The sequence below is a fragment of the Nocardia sputi genome (genome assembly GCF_023501985.1).
Genome location: NZ_JAMFLC010000026.1, coordinates 60,239 through 78,831, shown reverse-complemented (window position 1 = coordinate 78,831; position 18,593 = coordinate 60,239). Strand labels below are relative to the sequence as shown.

Here is an 18,593-nt window from a genome sequence, read left to right as displayed (position 1 = left end):
GGCCCACGCCCCGAACCGGGTGTGAAATCGAAACGCCGGTGGGTCAGCCGATTTAAACTTGGAGCTTGTCTGTTTCGGATCTCCGAATGGTCGCTTGGGTAATATGCGAATATTGTAGAACGTGCTCTCTCGCAACGCCTTTCCCCGATACTGTGACGATGGAGCACCTGAGTGATTTTTCACCGAGCAATGGCTTGGAGCCCACTCTCGCGGGGCAGGCAACGATCGGCGACGCTGCCATCGCAAAGAGGCCGTCGAGCGTGCTCGTAGTGGGTGCGGGTATCGCGGGATTGACTGCGGCACAATGTCTTCAGAAGCGGGGCCATGCGGTGACCGTGCTGGAGGCGCGCAGCCGGATCGGCGGCCGGATCTGGACCGACAGCGACGGTGTCGACCTGGGCGCGCACTGGATACACGGTACGGAGGGCAATCCGATCACAGAGTTGGTCGAACAACTCGAAATCCCGCATAGCTATGTCGGCGGCGACAGTTCCTATACCGGTGGATTCGATAGCCTGACGCTGTTCGGACCCGATCGGCAGATCAGCCCCGCGACGGTGAAGAACCGGACACTGGAACTCGCCGACGAATTACTCCACGAACTGGAGCGACGCGCGGAGATCGCCCGGCGCAGCGGACATCCCGATGTGCCGCTCGCTGCGGTCATCGACCAAATCATCGCTGAAGCGGGCCACACTGACGACGATGAACAGGGCATCCGCTACCACCTCAATGTGATTCTGCGCGAGGACGTCGGTGAGGATCCCGGCGGCCTCTCGTTCAAGTTCTGGGAAGACGGCTACCGCGTCTACGGTTATGGCGACAGCGTCCTGCACGGCGGCTACCAGGCGGTGGTCGATGCACTCGCCGAGGATCTGACCATCGAACTGGAAACCGTTGTGCGCCGGATCGAGACCGGCGACGGCTCGACGCCGGTGCGGGTGACAACCGACCTCGGCGTCTACGAAGCCGACAAGGTTCTGGTCACCGTACCACTAGGCGTCCTCAAGTCGAATGGGATCGAGTTCAGTCCGCTACTGCCGGAAACCAAACGTCATGCCATCGACCGCGTCGGGTTCGGCACGCTGAACAAGATCGCCTTGCACTACGACCGAATCTTCTGGCCTGCGGAGCAATACGTCTTCGGTTATCTGTGCCGTGAGACCGACAGTTACCCGACCGTGGTCATCAGCATGTGGAAGTCGCACGGTAAGCCGATTCTGGTGCTGCTGCTCGGCGCATCGCTCGGGCGCGACTCGGAGTCTTGGACCGATTTCGAGGTCCAGGATTACGCTGTCGGCGTCGTGCGGGATATCTTCGGCACGAACACTCCGGAGCCCAGGCATGTTTCCCGAACGGCGTGGTCATCGGATCCCTACGCGCTCGGTTCCTACGCCTGCATCGGTGTCGAGGCTTCCCCTCGCGACCTCGACGCCCTCGCCGAACCCGTCGGCGCGCGCCTGTTCTTCGCGGGCGAGGCGACCAACAGTTATCACTGGGGTTGCGTCCACAGTGCCTACGAGTCGGGTCTACGCGAAGCGGCCCGAATCGCCGATGACCCGTCGATCTACAGCCCGCCGAGCACCGAGACCTCGCGCCGACAGCGCCGCGATATCGACCGCATGAAACGCTTCGCGCGAATGCGTATGAAGCATATCGGCTTCGACTGTCTGAGAGCTCGCGTGGCGTGCCTCAGCGATGGTGTGGACCCCTTCGGCGTGCCGTTGTTCGCGCCCCTTGTCGACGCCGACCTCGAAACCCTTGCCTCCATGTTCGATGAACTCACCTACGCCCCCGGCGACCCCATCTGCCGCGAAGACGACACCGCCCACGGCGTCTACGTCGTCGCCGAGGGTGACGTGGAGGTCGATTTCGGCGGTGTCTACGACCGCGCCGTACTGGCCAGAGGCAGTATCCTCGGCGGCCACGACCTGTTCTTCGACGCCAGAACCGCCGCCGTCACCGCCGTGACCGCAGTCCGTCTCTACTACCTCGACCACTACCGTTACAAAACGTTCCTCTACGCATTCCCGGATGTCATGATGATGATGCTCGCCGACCTCGTCACCCGCTGGGAGCAACTGGAACGGGTCCTCGGCGCCGCGGCACTGACGGGGGCACGCCGAATGCTGCAGTCCAGGCACAGCGGCGACATCGCGTTCTGACGCACGCGCCGTCCAGGGGAGCAAGCCCGTTTCAGGTGTAGCGCCGGTCCGACCGCGGAGAGAGGTATAGCCAGCGTTGCTCGCCTCTGCCGCCTGGTCGTGTGCAGGCGCGGCCGGACTGCGAGTTTCCGGTCGTCTCCGCAACGCCGCGGGGCGTGGGGAACCGGTTCCGCGGTCGGTAGCCGGTTAATGTCTGGAGCGGACGTCAGGCAAGCAGGAACGACCAAGGAGACGCATGTTCACTCGATATCGTCTGGCCGGAGCCGTTGTTCTCGCAAGCGCGTCGCTCGGGGTGATCCCGTTCGCAGCCCCGGGCATCGCTGCGCCGCCCGGTGGCACTACCGCGGTCCCCATCATCACCTGCACCGAACACGGCACTGTGAACTGGGCCGGATCGGGGTTGGGTTCGTTGCCGTCGAAGGTCGAGTGGACGGCTACCGCCCAATTCACCGACTGTACGGGGACTGCCGTCGACGAGGGGCAGCCGTACCCGGTGAGCATGGACGAGCAGGGCTTCGAAGTCGCATCGTGCGACGGGAAAGTCAACATCCACCAGGGCACCGGGACCATCACTTGGTCCGATGGCAGCACCAGCACGATCAGCAGCGCGGCCGCGGGCAATCAGAGCAAATCCAAGGGCTCGGGTCCGGCCTTGTTCCCGATCGTGATCGTATCGGGTACCTACGCGGGACATACCGCATCCGATGACAACACCGTGACCACCGACCAATCCTGTCCCGGCGTCACCGAAGCGGAGCTGGTCGGCACATTCACCGTCTACTGAATGCCCGAGATGGGTGAGCACGCCGCCGAAGGGTGCTTCGGCGGCGTTCACGTACGCGCTGTCCAGCGCCGCCGGACCGGATTGCTGTGATGGCGCCGGATGGTCGGCGTCACGCGGGTGCACCGCTGCGTCTCACCCATCCGCTGCCGACGACCTGGCGCCGCGTGAACCGGCTGGCAATCGGGCCAGCAACGAGACAGTCGGCCGGCAGCGGTGGCCGAACCACCCCCTCCGGGGCAACGCGGCATCACCGCGGCCGAGTCAGTATCGTGCGCTGCCAGCGCGTTCACTCAGCAGCGCCCACGCGGCGGCGACATGCTCGCCTCGGGTGGCAGTGCCGCCGATGGCCAGCCGAAGTGCGAATGCACCACGAACCCTCGTGTGTGACAGAAACACTCGTCCGGTCGCGTTGACCGCATCGAGCAGTTCCCGATTCGCCGAATCGTCTCCGCGCAACCGGAAACAGATCAGCGACAGCGGATGCGGAGCCAGCACTTCGAAGCGCTCATCCGTTCCGACCCAGGAGGCGAACTGCTGGGCCAGTGCCACACTGTGCCGAATATGCTCGCGCAGCCCGGCCGCGCCGTACCAGCGGATCACCGCCCACAACTTCAACGCCCGGAACCTACGTCCCACCGGCACCTGCCAATCCCGGTAGTCCACTACTGCACCCGATTCGCTCGCACCGTTGCGCAGGTATTCCGGCAGCACCGACAGCGCACCGGTCAGAGCGCCGCGATCCGCGACGTAGCAAGCGTCGAAGTCCAGGGCGGTGAGCAGCCATTTGTGCGGGTTGGTCGCATACGAATCGGCGAACTCGGCCACGCCGGCATGGATCCACCGCAGCTCCGGACAGATCGCCGCGACGCCCGCATACGCGGCGTCCACATGCAGCCAGGCGCCGTATTCGCGACAGACCGGGCCGATGAGTCCCACCGGATCTATCGCACCAGTGGACGTCGTGCCTACCGTCGCCATCACCAGCACGGGAGTGAACCCGAGACCCACGTCGTGTTCGATCGCGGCACGCAGTGCCTGCGGGTCCATCGAGAGGTCGGCGCTGGTCTCGATGAAACGCACCGCCGAGGAGCCCAGACCGGTGGTGCGCGCGACCTTCTCGAAGCCGCAGTTGGCCTCGGCGGAGGTGTAGACGACGTAGCGCCCCAGGCCGATACCCTCCTGGGCCACCTGCCCGCCAGAGGCCCGGTGCAGCGCCGCGAGCAGCGTGACCAGCATCGCGGTGGAGGCACTGTCCTGAACGACGCCGCCGCCGGTGCCTGCGAAGGTGAAGCGTTCGGGCAGGCCGATCAGCCCGGCAAGCCAGTCGAGGACATGCTGTTCCAACTCGGTACAGGCCGGACTGGTCTGCCAGAGCATCCCCTGCACGCCCAATCCGGAGGCCAGCAGATCGGCCAGCGCCGCGGGACCCGACGCGCCCGTCGGGTAGTAGGCGAAAAAACCGGGATGCTGCCAATGCGTCAAGCCGGGCACGATAATGCGATCAATATCGTCGAGCAGGTCGGGAAACGGCTCACCCAACTCCGGTGGCGATGACGGCAGTTGCGCACGCACCGCACCGGACGGCACCGTCGACAACACCGGCAGGGACTCCACCCGCTCCCAGTAGTCGGCCACCCAATCCACCACCGCGCGACCGTGTTCCCGAAACTCCGCCGCAGTCATATGCCGAGGCGGCGCATGGTCCACGGGCTGTGTGCACAGGGCGCAGGACGCACTCACGTCCTGGTGGGTGTGGAACTCCGAACGGGTGGTCGCCACAGTCAAAGGGTAGAGGTCGGCGCACCGATCGGTGCCGATGCGGTGGCAATGCGTGTCGCTCGGACGAAACCGTTGCCCGCCAGACTCGACACGACCCGCCACACACGTCGGCGCATTGAGCGCCCAGTACGTTCGTTGAGAAGCAGCAGCATCAAGTCTCCGGCGAGCAGGTTCATCACTCGTCCTCGGCTTCCGCGTCGGGGCGGGTCCAGGCCAGGATCATTGTTGGGGTGCAACCGCCGACAAGCAGCGCGGTCAGCAGCATCACCCCGCCCGCGTAGGCGGACTGGATATTGTCGAGGTCGGTGAATCCGCCCACGACGATCAGCCAGATCGCAGGAATCATCGCCAGCGTCTGGGTGAGGGTGAGCCCCACTGAGCGAGCCGCGTTGCGCTGCTCGATCTCCCATTCGTCCAGAGCGCCGACGGGCGCGTCGGCTTGGCGTCCCGAGACGATCTGCAACGATATCCACAGCGGAAAGAACAGCAGACATATCGGCGCCCACAGCAGGGGTCCCCGCTCCAGACCGCACGCGATCAGCACCGCGACGACCGTCAGAGCCAGGAACATCGTCGCGAGGGCCACCACCAGCAACCGGCGGCGGCGCCGCGTCCGCCACCGCGGCAACATGTGGGCCCAGCGCTCGGCGTAGACCTCGAACCGGCGTGTCCGGCGAGCCTGGTAGCGCTCCAGCAGGTTCGGGTGCGTCATCGAATATCCCCTCCGTCGTTCCGGTAGACCGCCGTGGACAGCGGCGCGAATTCTTCCCGCGAGAACACCGCCTCGACCGGCAGGCCGAACACATCGCAGATCCGCAGCGCCAGATCGAGACTCGGATAGTGATCGCCTCGTTCCAGCGCCCCGACCGTCTGCGGATTCACCTCGATCGCCTCGGCAAGCTGGGCCCGGCTCATTCTCCGCTCGGCGCGTAACACCCCGATGCGGTTGTAAATAGGAAGATTTTTCCCACGCCTCACAGGGGTCATACAACTAAATGTTGCATAAACCCAACAGTTCGTCAAGGTTGGAAGCAGCACGCTGACGGTGAGCTACGTAGGCGTCGGCAGCCGCGAGGGCGTCGCGTGATGCTCACAATTGTTCTCTGAACCAGCATTTCGCTGACTTGTCGATACCCCGGCAACCTCGGTGCTCAGATGCCGCAGCGCAGCAGGGCTTCGCCCAGGGTTGCGGCTGGGGACGTCGTCGAGGACGGCGAGCCCCGAAGGGGAGGCCGAGGGTGTGACAGATTCCTATCTCGTCGCCGCCCGTAGCGTGATGACCATGTTCGACACCAACGAGCCGGCCAGGCGGTGATCGTCGGGCCGGCCGTGATGGTCACCGAGCAGGGGCCGTCTCGCCGCGTCCGCAACTCCCTCGATAGCTTTCCCGCAGACATCCCTTCACCAGGAGCTGGAAGTTGACACCTGATCCGACGACCGTCCATCCCCTGCCTGCGCACGAGCGGGTGGTTTTCCTCGCGCCGCTGATCAATTCGCCCAAGATCGTGGTCGGCGACTACACCTACTATGACGACCCGGACGGCGCGACGGAGTTCCAGTCCCGCAACGTGCTTTACGCCTACGGTCCGGAGCGGCTGGTCATCGGCAGATACTGCGCGATAGCCGCTGGCACGCGGTTCCTGATGGCCGGCGCCGAGCACCCGACGGTGGGCGTGTCCACGTTCCCCTTCACCATGTTCGGTGGTGAGTGGGCTGACAAGACTCTCGACATCGTCATGGGCATGCCCAGCCGGGGCGATACCGTGGTCGGCAACGACGTGTGGTTCGGCTACCAGGCCACCGTCATGCCCGGTACCACCATCGGGGACGGCGCGATCATCGCGACCGGCGCGGTGGTCACCGCGGACGTGCCGCCGTACACGATCGTCGGCGGGAACCCGGCCCGTCCGATCCGCCGACGCTTCGACGATGCCGACATCGAGCGCCTGCTCCGCGCCGCCTGGTGGGACTGGCCGACCGAACTCGTCACCGAGCACGCCCGCACCATCATGGCCGGCTCTCCTGCCGACATCGTCCGCATCGCGGAGGGAATCCGATGACCACTATCCAACACAACGCCGTGCCCGGCGGTGGCCCGTACGCGATCACCACGGGCCCGGATGACGCCCTGTGGTACACGCTTGTCCGGAGTGGACAGATCGGCAGGTTGGTGCCCGGCGGTGAACCGGAGAACCACCAACTCGACCTGGACTGCGGGCCGACGATCATCGCGTCCGGCCCGGACGGTGCGTTGTGGTTCACGGAGTACCAGGCGCACCGAATCGGCCGGATCACGACAGGAGGCGAGATCACGGAGTTTCCGTTGCGGGAGTGTGGGCCGTTCGGCATCGCCGCCGGACCCGATGGTGCGTTGTGGTTCACCGAGACCACCGCCGATCGCATCGGCCGGGTCACCACCGAGGGTGCGGTTACGGAGTTCCCGCTCCCGACCACGGGCGCGTTCCCGTCCGCGATCACCGTCGGCCCGGACAGTGGAATGTGGTTCACCTTGAACCAGACCAATGCCATCGGGCGGATCGACATGGACGGCAGCATCACCGTCCACCCGCTACCGACCGAGGCCGCCGCGCCGGTAGGGATCACCGCGGGGCCGGACGGCGCGTTGTGGTTCGTCGAGATCGCCGCCGGACAGATCGGTCGGATCACCACTCATGGCCAGGTCACCGAGTTCCCGCTACCCGACCGGGCGGCCCGACCGCACGCCATCACCGCCGGACCGGGTGAAGCACTGTGGTTCACAGAGTGGGGCGGCAACCGTGTCGGATCCATCACCACCGATGGCGTGATCGAGACATACGACCTGCCCATCCCCGGCGCCGAACCGCACGGCATCACCCTCGGTCCCGACGGTGCATTGTGGACGGCACTCGAAACCGGCGCACTCGCCCGCATCACGGTTTGACCGCCGACTGCCGCACGAAGGTGCGCCTGCCTGCACCCCACCGCCGACCACGCCGGGTCGGCCACGTCGACAAGCGTCCGGGCGCACCGGCTGTCGCAGTTCCCCTTCCGTGTGGCGCTGTCACCGGGGAAGTCGGGGCCGAGAGAGACGCGGTGGCTGTGGGGTCGCGCCGACAGGAGTACTCCGCTGCCGTGTGCTCGCTGAACGGGGCAACCAGCCGAGCCGGCCGCACCGCGTGCGCCCGCGTTGACATGTCGGTGAGATCGTTCGGATGCAGTTGGCGCGTGGGTGGAAGCAACTGAAGGTCCATTGAGCCCGGCAGCGATAGCGCCGGGGGAGCGGCTTCGGCGCAATCGGCTAGGGGCCGGTGCTGAGCGGGACAGCGCATGTAGTCTCGCGCAGAGGGAGGGGCTGCTCAATGGTGATCGACTTTGTTCCCGATGGGAACCTGTATCCATTCGCGTCGCGCTGGTTCGACTCGTCCGTCGGCCGCGTTCACTACATCGACGAGGGGGCCGGACCAACGTTCCTGTTCTGTCACGGCGCTCCGGCGTGGAGCTTCCTCTACCGCCACATCGTGCAGGCCCTGCGCGATCGGTACCGCTGTGTCGCCGTCGACTACCTGGGCTTCGGATTGTCCGAACGGCCCATGGGTTTCGGCTACACCATCGCCGAGCACACCGCGGTCCTCGGCGAGTTCATCGATCATCTGCAACTCGATGGCTTCGTCGTGATGGGACACGATTGGGGCGGACCCATCGGTCTGGGCGCGGTCACCGCGCGGGCGGACCGGGTGAGAGGGATCGTTCTGGCAATACCGTGTTCTGGCCGATCGAGGCAGTCGCCAACCGGGCGTTCAGCATGATCATGAGCAGCCGTCCGATGCAGTGGCGGATACTCGAACACAACTTCCTCATCGAGCGCGTGTTGCTCGCTGAGCTGAAGCACAAACTCACCGCGGCCGAGGCCGATCACTACCGCGCGGTGCAACCCACCGCCGAAGCCCGTCGCGGACTCGCCGTCATGCCCGGGCAGATTCGTGCCGCGCGTCCACTGCTCGAGCGACTCGCCCGGGACGTACCTGCCCTGCTCGGCGACAAGCCGACCCTGTTGGTGTGGGGAATGCGTGACATGGTCTTCCGGCCGAGCGCCTGTGTCCCACGAATGCGCGCCGCCTTCGCAGATCTCGAAGTGGTCGAGTTGCCGCGCACTCGTCACTTCATCCAGGAACACGAACCGCGTGCGATCACGGAAGCGATCGCGAAGCGTTTCTCGTAAGTGGGATCCGATCACGAGGCGTTGACGCCGGAACCCGGCCAATGGCGGCCCTCTCCGAGCAGTCGGCCCGCGCGTACACGCGCGATCTCCCACATGTACCAACCGGTTTCCGCCTCGTCGGCGTGGGTAGTTCCGCTGGACGCGCGAAAGTACGCGCTTGGTTCGGACTTCGGCCGTGGGAGACGATGCGGATGTCGAGTTTGTCGACGGCAGTACCGGGTACGGCACGCGCCGAGTCGCGGGAGCTCTGCTCGGTCCGGTTGGAGGAACAATGACTCATTCGCTGATGAAGGTTGTCGCCACGGCGGCGCTGGCGTGCGGCCCGGTCTCGGTCGGCGCAGGCGCGGCAGTCGCTGTTCCGCAGCTACCGCTGCCGCCGATAGGCGGTGGATCGGGAATCGTGATCGACGACGAAGCCGAGTGCACGCTGACCACTATCGGCCACGACGCAGACGGCCGGTTGGTAGGTCTGACGGCGGGCCATTGTGGCGAACCCGGGGCGCGCGTCACGTCCCTGACCTATCCCAGCTACGGGGTGCTGGGGCGCTTCGTCCACGCCGATCACGAACTGGATTACGCGATCATCGAATTCGATTCCGCACGTGTCGTTCCCGCCCGGGAGGTCGGTGGGTTCCGCATCGACGGGCTCGGCGCTCCCGCGCAGTTCCCCGACGTCGTCTGTAAGAAGGGCCGCACTACCGGTCGAACCTGTGGTGTCGCCTGGGGCGACATGATGGGCGACAGCAGGGACACCTGGACCCAGATGTGCGTGCTCAAAGGCGATTCCGGCGCGCCGGTGGTGATCGGTTCGACCCTGGTCGGCATGGTCAACGCCTACCTGGGCATGGGGTGTCTAGGGCCCGAGGTAGGAACCGACATCAACGCCATCGTCACCGACATCGACTCCCGCAACGACATAGGCGCCGGATTCCGCCCCATCTGATCCGCGCGAATCGATCGACGCCCGGCCCGCCTGAGGGTATCCAGCGAAGGCGATGCGCACCGGATCGGGAATACGTCGAGGACGAATGCGCGGCGTAGCCAACGGCGCCGCTCCAGCATGGTGTCGCGTCCCCAACGATCGCACCTAAGTAACAACATCTGCCGGTGACCCGACAAACCGTCCATGACTCTCACTCACGGGCAGCTGCAACAGTTTTCGGTCCGCGCCGGTGTCATCGCAGCGGTGACCGCCGCCGGGGTGGTCGGGCTCGCGGCGCCGTCTACCGCCATTCCGCATGATCCGGGCTTTCCGTTCTCGCCGACCCTGACACGCCTGGTTCCGACCAGCTGCTCCGCGATCATCGACGCGGTCACCGTGCGGCAGGAGAAGCCCGGCACGTTCGGCGTGCGGGTGAACGTCACCCAGACCGGGGAGAGCTGCTCGGACTGGAAGGTCGCTGTTCGCTTCAAGAACCTGGATACGGGGTACGCGGACGGGCAGCAGCACCGCGTCGTGAACGGCGTCGTCCAGAACACGGTGGACGGCGTGATCGTCGGTTTCGGCACTGCGCCGGGCGCCGGCCGGGTGGAGGCTCGCATCGTCGCGCTGGACGCGAACGACAGGGAGTTGGAGCAGATCTCGGGGACGGCGACGTTCACGCTGAGCTGAGCGCGGTGACCACCAGCTGCCTACGCGACTGTGCGCGATCAGGTCAGTAGCTCGAAGGCTCCGACACGACGGCACGCTCTCGGCCTTGTTCATCAGCGACAACGGACGGCTCCGGCTGGGCGGCTCGATCCACGCTCACAACGGTGAGATCACACGACTCGCACTCAGCGCGGATAGCCGGACGCTGTACACCATCGGCGCAGACAACACCCTTCAAACGCTGGGATCTCATCCGCCTCGTCGACCGCTCGACGACCCGATCTCTGGCATGTCAGCTGCAGTGAGGAATGGATCGCGAAACCTGAAATCCGTTCGTGGTCGACCAGCCGCACCGTGATACCTGCAACTGCACATCTCGAAGCCGCCGACGTGCGGCGCGGAAGGTCGCCCTCACAGCGGCTCGGAACACTCCCGATCGCGCTCGACTCGTCCATCGCGTGGCTGCATGCCGGCTGGTGGCTCTGATCGGCCGGAGATCACGGTGAAATGGCTCGACCGGCATGCTCGCCGATCTGCGCGAGGTCGGCGCCATACGGATCTGCGGGCCGGATAGCCAAGTGAGCAAGTTTCCAGGTGGCCACGCGGGACCTACCGTCCGGTGCTCGTAGACGGTGCTCCGTGTTTCATCCGGAAGGTGTGAAGCGCAACTCGATCAATTATTCGTACGCTCTCTTTGTTCTGCGCGTAGTTCGGCGCAACGGGTTCCTGGAAATTTCAGGAGGATTCAGCTGCAACGTCAGGTCCCGGACAGGCAGGTGATTCGCCCGCATGGGTGGTGAGTCATCTGGACTCGTATCAACAGCTACCGGTACGGGATGTTCTGTCCCCGATACGGACGTGGCGTGTGAATTCGCGTCAACGCTTTTCTCCTCTCTGTTTCGGGTGAAACTCATACGGCAAGGAGCGGAACATGACTGCACAATCCACGACGATCAACGAGCCGACTCTGCAAGACAAGATCACATACCAGCTGTGCGAGTACGCGAATCTGGTCAACAGCATCAGCAAGGAAGACAGCGACCTGGAGGGGACGCTCTATCAGAAGATACAGCAGTATCTCGACACCAACCAGGAGGTCATCGGAGGGTGGGAGATCGTCTGGGGTCCGGGAGTCGCGTTGTTCGACACCGACTTGTACGCGGTCAACGCCCTCTACATGGTGCGAAGCATCGAGGATCGCTCCCGGTACGTGATCGCCATGGCCGGCAGCAGTGATGCACTGGTGTTCGACTGGCTCGTCGAGGACTCCTTCATTCTCCAGACCCCGTGGTTCGCGAATAGCGCCGCCATGCACACGATCGGCACGGCCATCGGGGTGAAAACCCTCATAAATCTCAAACCCTCCGGGCCCCGTCCCGGTGCCGGTCACACCTTGCCCGAGTTCCTGAGCACGCTCGGCGACAAGGCGATCGAGCTGACCGTCACCGGCCACAGCCTCGGTGGTGCCCTATCACCCACACTGGCCCTGTTCCTGCGCGACACCCAGTGGCTATGGGACAATTCCGAGAAAGCCAGGATCAGCGTGCTCTCGACCGCCGGACCGAGTTTCTGCAATCAGGAATTCGTCAACTACACCAGCCAACGCCTGCAACGAGTGCAGCGCTACGCCAACGACCTCGACATCGTCCCGCACATGTGGAACCCGCCCGACATCGATGGCGCCAAGGCTCTCTACTCCAAGAACAACCAGCCTGCTCCCGATGGTATGAAAGTTGTCTTCGACTTGCTCAAGACGCAGGCGTCCGTATCAGGCCAATACGCACACTTCGACCCCACCAGCGTGTTCCAAGGCACGTTCAACAATGAGATAAGTCAAGCGCAAGGCTCGACGCCGGATGATTTGTACTTCGGACAGGTGGGGTACCAGCACATAGACGGCTACCATGATTTCTTCGAAATCAAAGGCGTTCAGTGGCCGCAGGGCGTCGTAGCCCTCCCGCCGGTCGGCACCGACACCGTGATGAACCGCATCCTGGCCTTGGCCGGTCTACCGCTCGGCGACGGTGCCGGAAAGGTACTGGCGAACCGTCGGCCGGTGACCATCCCGATCAACGGACAGCCCGTGGAGCTGCCCACCGACCACGACAGCCCCGAAGCCAAGAAACTCGCGGACCGCGTCACCGCCGAGTTCGACCCCACCGCCGCATGAACTGATGCCCCGGGCCCCGCACTCGGTGGCACGCGAGCTTCGATCCGGGTGGAGCGTGAAAGCGCTCCACCGGAGGCAGGACGTGGCGGTAGACTCCGGCGACAACAGAAAGGTCGACGAGGTCGCGCGTCGGGGCGAAGTGCTCCTTACAGAATCCGATACATCCGATGGTCGATGCGGCCGTGACCGTATTCGCCGTAGCCGACCACGACCAGTCCGCACAGCCACGAGTAACGCTCGTCGGAGGTCTCGAACCTCGGCGTCGGTCGCACATAGCTCTCATCGATCGATAGCCGGTGCCCGTCGGCCAGACGCTGACGACCATCGGGCGGGAACCGGAGTACTCCGTTCGACTCGTAGTGGATGAGGACACCGTCGTGGGTGCGCAGGGTCGCGCGAACGTCCATGCGACTGATCCCGTCGGCTCCCAGCCACACCCAGTCACCGCCCCCGGGCAGCATTTCACCCCGGAAGCCCGGCCCGTTGAAACGGCCGCCCTTGGTCACGAAAGTCATACGGGTACCGAGCGGGGTCGAAATCACTTGGGCTGGTTCCAGGTCGATGCTGAGATCGCAGAGATGCTCGACCGGCAACGCATCGAGCAACGGCCGGTCGAATATCGGCGTGGTCGTCTCGGCGGTGGTCATGCGGCCTCCTCGAACGCGGCCTTCAGCTCGGCGAAGTCGAAGAAAGTGTCCTTGCGCGTGACGAGGCCGTCGGATGCCACCTCGACGACGTCGAGGCAGTGGACGCCCCGACGATCTTCCCCGGGCCGCTGGAAGGTCAGCGTCCAGTCCAGAACCCAATGCCCGCTGCCGAACAGCAAGCGTCGCTGCTCGAAGCCGAAGCCCGGGTAGAGCTCGAAGACGTACGCGAACTCGCGCCGCAGGGCTTCGCGGCCATGGACTGCGGCACCGCGTCCATGGGCCTGGAACTGCGAATCGGGGGTGTGGAGAGCGACGATCGCGTCGATGTCGTGCGCCTCCCAAGCGGCGAAATAGCGCTTCGCGATCGCGGAAGGATCCAGTGCCGTGGATGGGGTTGTCATGGAACTCCTCAGGTCGAATACGACGACGCTAGGCGATACGATCGTATACGTCAATACGTCCGATCGTATAGTCAGGTACGATCGTATTCATGACTCGCACAGGTGACGCCCGCCGCGGCGCGATCGTCGATCGCGCGATGCACATCGCGTCGGTCGAAGGCATCGAGGGTCTGACGCTAGGACGCTTGGCGGAGGCTGTGCGCACCAGCAAGAGCGGCATCCAGGCCCTCTTCGGCACGAAGCAGGAACTCCAACTCTCGATCGTCGCGGCGGCAGCGCGGGTCTTCGAGCATGATGTACTGCTGCCCGCCGAGCGGGAGCCGGCCGGGCTCGCGCGACTGCGGGCGCTGATGTCGTTGTGGATCGACTACCTGGAGACATTCGAGGGCGGATGCCTCTTCGTCGCTGCCGCAAGCGAACTCGACGGCCGGTCGGGACCCGTCCGAGACGCGGTCGCGGACGCCGTCGCCCGAGCCGACGCCCTGCTCCAACGCGACGTCGAACTCGCCGTGCGCCTTCGGGAGCTTCCACCAGGCACAGACGTCGAGCAGCTCGTCTTCGAACTACATGCCATGGTGCTTCAGGCGAATCACGATCGCCAGCTTCTCCGCCGCGAGGACGCCCTGACGCGCGCCCGCAAGGCGGTCAACCGTCTATTGGACGGCAAGCAGCAATCGGGTGATGCAGCGTCGCCCAGCCGATAATTGCCCCGGAACGATACAAGGCCCACGCGATGCCGTCTCACGAAGTTGAGGCGCCCCAGGTGGAACGACGCCATGCCTCAACTACTTGCAGCTCGTGGGCGAGGAGTTGAGCAACCTTGGAGACCATCGAGCAGAAGCCGGACACTGCAGCGACGGACACCAGCACGGCGTTCGCTGAGCTGGTGCGGGTAGCCGCCGGTGCGATCCGTTGCCGAGTCCGGCGAATTCCGCGATGACAGCCTCGACGGACTGCAGCAACGCATCTCCGCCGTTCAGCAGAACTGGAACGGTGCCGCCGCGGATGCCAGGTCGATGCTTTCCGGGAATGGCACACGGGGGCAACCGATGTCGCCGAAGGCATCGACACCATGCGCCAGGCTGTGCGGGATGCCCACGACCGATACACCGCGGCGATCTCGGCGAATCTTTCGATGCTGGGCAGATCTCGAGTCGCCGCTGCCGTCCAGGCCGTTCGTTCAGCGGGCATGGGGCCTATAGGGGTCGCACCGCGCGCACCTTGTGCGGCCCCGCCGAGAGCGGATCGTCCAGCTCGTGTTCAACCAGTTCCCGCAGACGCGACTGGCTACTGCTGGGCACCATGGTGTCACTGCTTTCCACCACCCGGAGCGGCATCGGGTGAGTTGATCGCGGTTCCCGCTGCACAGGCCCCGCTGGAATTGGTGACCGGCCGTATCTCTGTGGCGGCAGTCGCCTTCCCACGTCACAGGGCGTCGCGGGCAGTAGGGTTGCCGACTGGGCAGGTGGCGGGTCGCTGGCGTCCGGTCCGTGCACTGTCGGAGAGTCGTGTTCATCGGTGGGCGCCACCGCGAAGCCAGTCGGTCCACGGGATGCTCCAGTCGCCGTTGTGCCAGATATCGAGGGGGTCGCCGCCGGTGTTGCGGACCTCGACGACGTCGCCGGGGATGACGAAGTCGTAGAACCATGTGGCGTCGGCAGGGGAGAGGTTCAGGCAGCCGTGTGAGACGTTGGTATTGCCTTGGGCCCACATGCTCGCAGCCAATTCGTGCACGAAGATTCCGTCGTGGCTGATTCGGACCGCGTGGTTGATGCTCGTGCGGTAGCCGAGCGCGGAGTTGGTGGGCAGGCCGTAGCTGGCGGAGTCCATGATCACCGGGTCATTCCGGTCCAGCACGGTGTAGATGCCGGGGCGAGTCCAGAACGACATGACTGTGCCGTCGACGACCGCGGTGCCGCCCATGCCCATCGAGGTGGGCATGGTGCGCACGAGGTTTCCGTTGTCGAAGACCTCGATCTGCTTGGTGTCGTCGTCGGCGATCGCGACGTGCGAGGGCCCGATGATCACCGAAACCCGTTGGTCACGCACGCCGTAGCGGCCCTCGCCGAGCGCGCGGCCGAAGAGTTCGGCCGCGACCGTGATCCGGGTTCTCGGTGCGTGATAATGCTCCGGCCGCCAGTGTGCGTTGTGATCGTCGAGCCAGTACCAGGCACCGGTGACGGCCGGCTGGGTGGTGACCTTCAGGTGGCGTTCCGCGGCTGCCCGATCGACGGGTTCATCGAAATGGGCGACGAGCACGAAACCTACTCCATAGATGTCGTTTTCGGCCAGCTCGATGAGATTGGCGGAGCGGAGGGAGACGTCGATGAGCTGTTGCGGTGCCACCGTGGTGCAGGTTGCCGTCGCGGTGACGTCGCCGGTTTCGCCGTGAGCCACCGCTGTGGCGGTGTAGGTGTGTCCGTAGCCGAGTGGTTCGGTGCTCGTCCAGGTTCGCTGGTCGGGTGCCGCTGCGCCCGGCAGCGATCTACCCGTTTCATCGATCCATTCGACCGACCGCAGCGTCCCGTCGGTGACGGTGATCGTGCCGGGGTGGCGCGCTTCGACATCGTGGGTGCCGGGTGGGGGATCGAATCGGATGGTGGCGGGTTTGGGTGGTGACGCGAGTTCTCGTGACCATCCCCATCCGGCCAGGGTGAGACCGCCCGCACCGGCGAAACCGATCAGCAGCCGACGACGTCCCAATGCCACCGTCCATCTCCCTTCTCCGGGTGCTGGGCCGACCTCTGTCCGCCCAGCATGCGGCTGCTACGCGCCGGCCGTGGTACCGACGACCACCATCTCCACCGATCCGCCGCACAACCGATACCGTTCCTCGATCGATCCGGGCCCCGTAAAACGGGATGTGGCGGCGGGCGCGGTGGCGGTCGGCATCGAGCCGGGCCGCTTCGACTGCGCAGACGGCGGTGGTTCCGTAGGTGTCTCGATCTCGGAGGACTCCCCGCGTCTGCTGACCGTGGTGGTCCACGGCGTCGAGCAGATAGGTGAATCACTCTCGGCCGTCCTGCTGGCCGGTGCCACGAATCTCGGCCTGACCAGCGGGCATCTCCTACGGCATCCTCACCTGGACCAAGGAGTGGCACGTGCGGGAGGAGACGCTGCGGGCAGCGAACCTGGCGCTCATTGGCTACCACCAGCGGTTTGCCGCGGGCCGCGACCTTCTGGGCGGGAACTCTGTCCTCGAGCGACGGGCAGCGGTTCCCCACACGCGGCAAGTCGATCACCACCAGAGTTCCACGGATACGGAAGCTCTGTTCTACCTTGCTCTGACGTTCGGTCTCGTCGATGATCCCTTCGATGGTGTCGCCCGCGCGGTCGGCTTCGTCGAAGATGTCGGGCACGCGAACAAGGTCGAGCATCCGGTTCAGATGACCGTCGCGACCACCAACGGCGAATTCTTGTGGGTCTTCCGATATTCCAGCGAGCGGCAAACGCGGTCATTGTTCTTCTCCACCGAGCTCTCCCAGCTGCGCGCCCTGCACCCGGAAATCGAGGTTCTGCGCGAACTGGGCGGCGAAACCCGTTTCGTGGTGTCCGAGCCCCTGCGGGACCTCGAGGGCGCGTGGAACGAAGTGCCGGAATCGTCGGCGGCGGTGGTGGGACCCGGCACCGCCGAGATTCGGGCCTTTGCGCCGATCTCACCGGTCTGAGTTCGGAGATCAGCACAACGCCGATATCGAGTAAGGTTACCGACTCGGGCCAGGATGGATGCCGCTCATCGAGGACAGATCACGGACCTCCTCGATGTCAGTGGCCAGCAGATGCGCAACCGCCCCGACCGCGGCTATCGGCCGGGCGGGGCAGCGCGTCTCAGGAATCGGTGAAGATCCCGCTGGTGGTGACGTCCTACAGTCACGTGCCGCCCGAATTCCTGAACCGAGTCAACGGATCGACGGGCCGCCCCGAGTACCGAACAGCCGGGTGCTGCCGACTCAGTTCGTGTGTGGGTGGTTCTTGTGCGGGTGCCTGATGGAGTCGCCACCCTTTGTCTCGTGCAACCGGCCGAACCGGCTGGCGAGCAGATGCGCCATGCTCTCGGCCGCGCCCCGGCAGGCGTCATCGATCGTCGCGGCGTTGTGGGTCACCGCGACCGGCTGCTGACCGGTCGGACGAGCCTGCAGCACGCATCGCTTGTCGTCCGGTCCGCCTTTGCCCGCGTTCTGGTCACTGAGGTGGGCTTCCACGCTGGTGATCTGGTCGCTGAAGCGCTCGAGCGTCGAGGCGATCTCCTCCTCGACGTGCCGGATCAGCTTTTCGCCGCTGTCGATGTTGCTGTCGGTGTTGACCTGAATCTGCATGTGCGCATCCATTCCGGTAGGTGGCGACTGTTACTCGGACGGAACCGGATGATGTTCGTCATCGACTCCACCGCCGTTGCCTGCTCCGCGTATACCCCCGGTACCGGCCGTAATCCCCGATGATCATCGGACCGAGCGGGCTGGGGTGCCGAAATGGTGATGACCAGCCTCGGCTGGTGGTGGTCATGGTCGACAACGCGGGAGTCATGCCGCTGTCGCCGTTGAGCGCGTTGACAGTCGACGAATGGAACCGCGTGCTGGATGTCAACGTAGGCGGAGTGCTCCACGGCATCGCCGCCGCGCTTCCGGTCATGCAAGGCAGGGCGGCGGGCACTTCGTAAACCTCGCTTCGGTCGGCGCCTACGAGGTCGTCCCCAGCGCGGCGGTCTACCATCACGGCCGATCCGGTGGCCAGCGGCTCGGTTGCCGGAGAGGGCGGGTGTTGCCGCCGGTCAGCTATCCCGCAGTTCGCTCCCGAGCCGGGTCCAAGCGGGTGCCGGAACCGGGGTCGGGCGTTGATGTCGGACCAACCGCGGTGA

The 18,593-nt window shown here is 65.2% G+C and carries 15 protein-coding genes and 4 pseudogenes; 12 read left to right on the top strand and 7 right to left on the bottom strand.

Annotated features, from left to right (window positions below):
- Window positions 1–86: 86 nt before the first annotated feature.
- Window positions 87–2,165, top strand: coding sequence for an FAD-dependent oxidoreductase (locus tag M8859_RS29915; protein WP_249645189.1), 2,079 nt, complete (start codon window positions 87–89; stop codon window positions 2,163–2,165).
- A 235-nt stretch (window positions 2,166–2,400) separates the two neighbouring features.
- Window positions 2,401–2,949 (top strand): hypothetical protein, encoded by a 549-nt coding sequence (locus M8859_RS29910; RefSeq protein ID WP_159928500.1) that lies wholly within the window; start codon window positions 2,401–2,403, stop codon window positions 2,947–2,949.
- Window positions 2,950–3,210: 261 nt separating this feature from the next.
- Here the strand turns inward: M8859_RS29910 and M8859_RS29905 are convergent, their stop codons facing one another.
- The 3 genes from M8859_RS29905 to M8859_RS29895 form a co-directional block, all read right to left on the bottom strand.
- The gene (locus tag M8859_RS29905; protein WP_249645188.1) at window positions 3,211–4,728 is read right to left on the bottom strand and encodes an aminotransferase class V-fold PLP-dependent enzyme; all 1,518 of its coding nucleotides are present in this window, start codon (window positions 4,726–4,728) and stop codon (window positions 3,211–3,213) included.
- Window positions 4,729–4,903: 175 nt separating this feature from the next.
- Window positions 4,904–5,440, bottom strand: coding sequence for a hypothetical protein (locus M8859_RS29900; RefSeq protein ID WP_195141023.1), 537 nt, complete (start codon window positions 5,438–5,440; stop codon window positions 4,904–4,906).
- A complete protein-coding gene (locus tag M8859_RS29895) occupies window positions 5,437–5,715 on the bottom strand; it encodes a helix-turn-helix transcriptional regulator (protein WP_159928504.1) in 279 nt (92 codons plus the stop codon). Before M8859_RS29895 ends, M8859_RS29900 begins: the two co-directional genes overlap by 4 nt.
- 431 nt (window positions 5,716–6,146) lie before the next feature.
- On the opposite strand from M8859_RS29895, the gene M8859_RS29890 reads away from it, so the two are divergent.
- The 6 genes and pseudogenes from M8859_RS29890 (at window position 6,147) to M8859_RS29865 (ending at window position 12,690) form a co-directional block, all read left to right on the top strand.
- Window positions 6,147–6,788, top strand: coding sequence for a CatB-related O-acetyltransferase (locus tag M8859_RS29890; RefSeq protein ID WP_195141024.1), 642 nt, complete (start codon window positions 6,147–6,149; stop codon window positions 6,786–6,788).
- Complete coding sequence (locus tag M8859_RS29885; RefSeq protein ID WP_249645187.1) at window positions 6,785–7,651, top strand: Vgb family protein; 867 nt, start codon at window positions 6,785–6,787, stop codon at window positions 7,649–7,651. Before M8859_RS29890 ends, M8859_RS29885 begins: the two co-directional genes overlap by 4 nt.
- Before the next feature lie 418 nt (window positions 7,652–8,069).
- Window positions 8,070–8,929, top strand: a pseudogene (locus M8859_RS29880) (haloalkane dehalogenase).
- A 271-nt stretch (window positions 8,930–9,200) separates the two neighbouring features.
- Window positions 9,201–9,872: a chymotrypsin family serine protease gene (locus tag M8859_RS29875; RefSeq protein WP_195071866.1), complete on the top strand. Its 672-nt coding sequence runs from the start codon at window positions 9,201–9,203 to the stop codon at window positions 9,870–9,872.
- 183 nt (window positions 9,873–10,055) lie between these two features.
- Window positions 10,056–10,541, top strand: coding sequence for a hypothetical protein (locus M8859_RS29870; protein ID WP_236565642.1), 486 nt, complete (start codon window positions 10,056–10,058; stop codon window positions 10,539–10,541).
- A 910-nt stretch (window positions 10,542–11,451) separates the two neighbouring features.
- Window positions 11,452–12,690, top strand: a complete 1,239-nt coding sequence (locus tag M8859_RS29865; RefSeq protein ID WP_159928514.1) for a lipase family protein — start codon at window positions 11,452–11,454, stop codon at window positions 12,688–12,690.
- 146 nt (window positions 12,691–12,836) lie between these two features.
- Here the strand turns inward: M8859_RS29865 and M8859_RS29860 are convergent, their stop codons facing one another.
- Complete coding sequence (locus M8859_RS29860) at window positions 12,837–13,337, bottom strand: DUF3237 domain-containing protein (RefSeq protein ID WP_249645186.1); 501 nt, start codon at window positions 13,335–13,337, stop codon at window positions 12,837–12,839.
- Entirely contained in the window at window positions 13,334–13,738 is a 405-nt protein-coding gene (locus M8859_RS29855; RefSeq protein ID WP_159928518.1) for a nuclear transport factor 2 family protein, read from the bottom strand. Before M8859_RS29855 ends, M8859_RS29860 begins: the two co-directional genes overlap by 4 nt.
- Before the next feature lie 89 nt (window positions 13,739–13,827).
- Between M8859_RS29855 and M8859_RS29850 the strand changes: the two genes are divergently transcribed.
- Window positions 13,828–14,442, top strand: a complete 615-nt coding sequence (locus M8859_RS29850) for a TetR/AcrR family transcriptional regulator (protein ID WP_249645185.1) — start codon at window positions 13,828–13,830, stop codon at window positions 14,440–14,442.
- An 808-nt stretch (window positions 14,443–15,250) separates the two neighbouring features.
- Here M8859_RS29850 and M8859_RS29845 read toward each other — a convergent pair.
- On the bottom strand, window positions 15,251–16,447 hold the full coding sequence (locus M8859_RS29845; protein WP_249645184.1) for a L,D-transpeptidase: 1,197 nt from the start codon (window positions 16,445–16,447) through the stop codon (window positions 15,251–15,253).
- 301 nt (window positions 16,448–16,748) lie between these two features.
- Between M8859_RS29845 and M8859_RS37735 the strand changes: the two are divergent.
- Window positions 16,749–16,987, top strand: a pseudogene (locus tag M8859_RS37735) (Tn3 family transposase); the annotation flags it as partial.
- Window positions 16,984–17,406, top strand: a pseudogene (locus M8859_RS29840) (class II glutamine amidotransferase); the annotation flags it as partial. The pseudogenes M8859_RS37735 and M8859_RS29840, both read left to right, overlap by 4 nt.
- Before the next feature lie 282 nt (window positions 17,407–17,688).
- On the opposite strand, the gene M8859_RS29835 reads toward M8859_RS29840, so the two are convergent.
- Entirely contained in the window at window positions 17,689–18,054 is a 366-nt protein-coding gene (locus M8859_RS29835) for an HPF/RaiA family ribosome-associated protein (protein WP_223515229.1), read from the bottom strand.
- Between the two features lie 182 nt (window positions 18,055–18,236).
- Between M8859_RS29835 and M8859_RS29830 the strand changes: the two are divergent.
- A pseudogene (locus M8859_RS29830) lies at window positions 18,237–18,445 on the top strand (SDR family oxidoreductase); the annotation flags it as partial.
- Window positions 18,446–18,593: the final 148 nt, after the last annotated feature.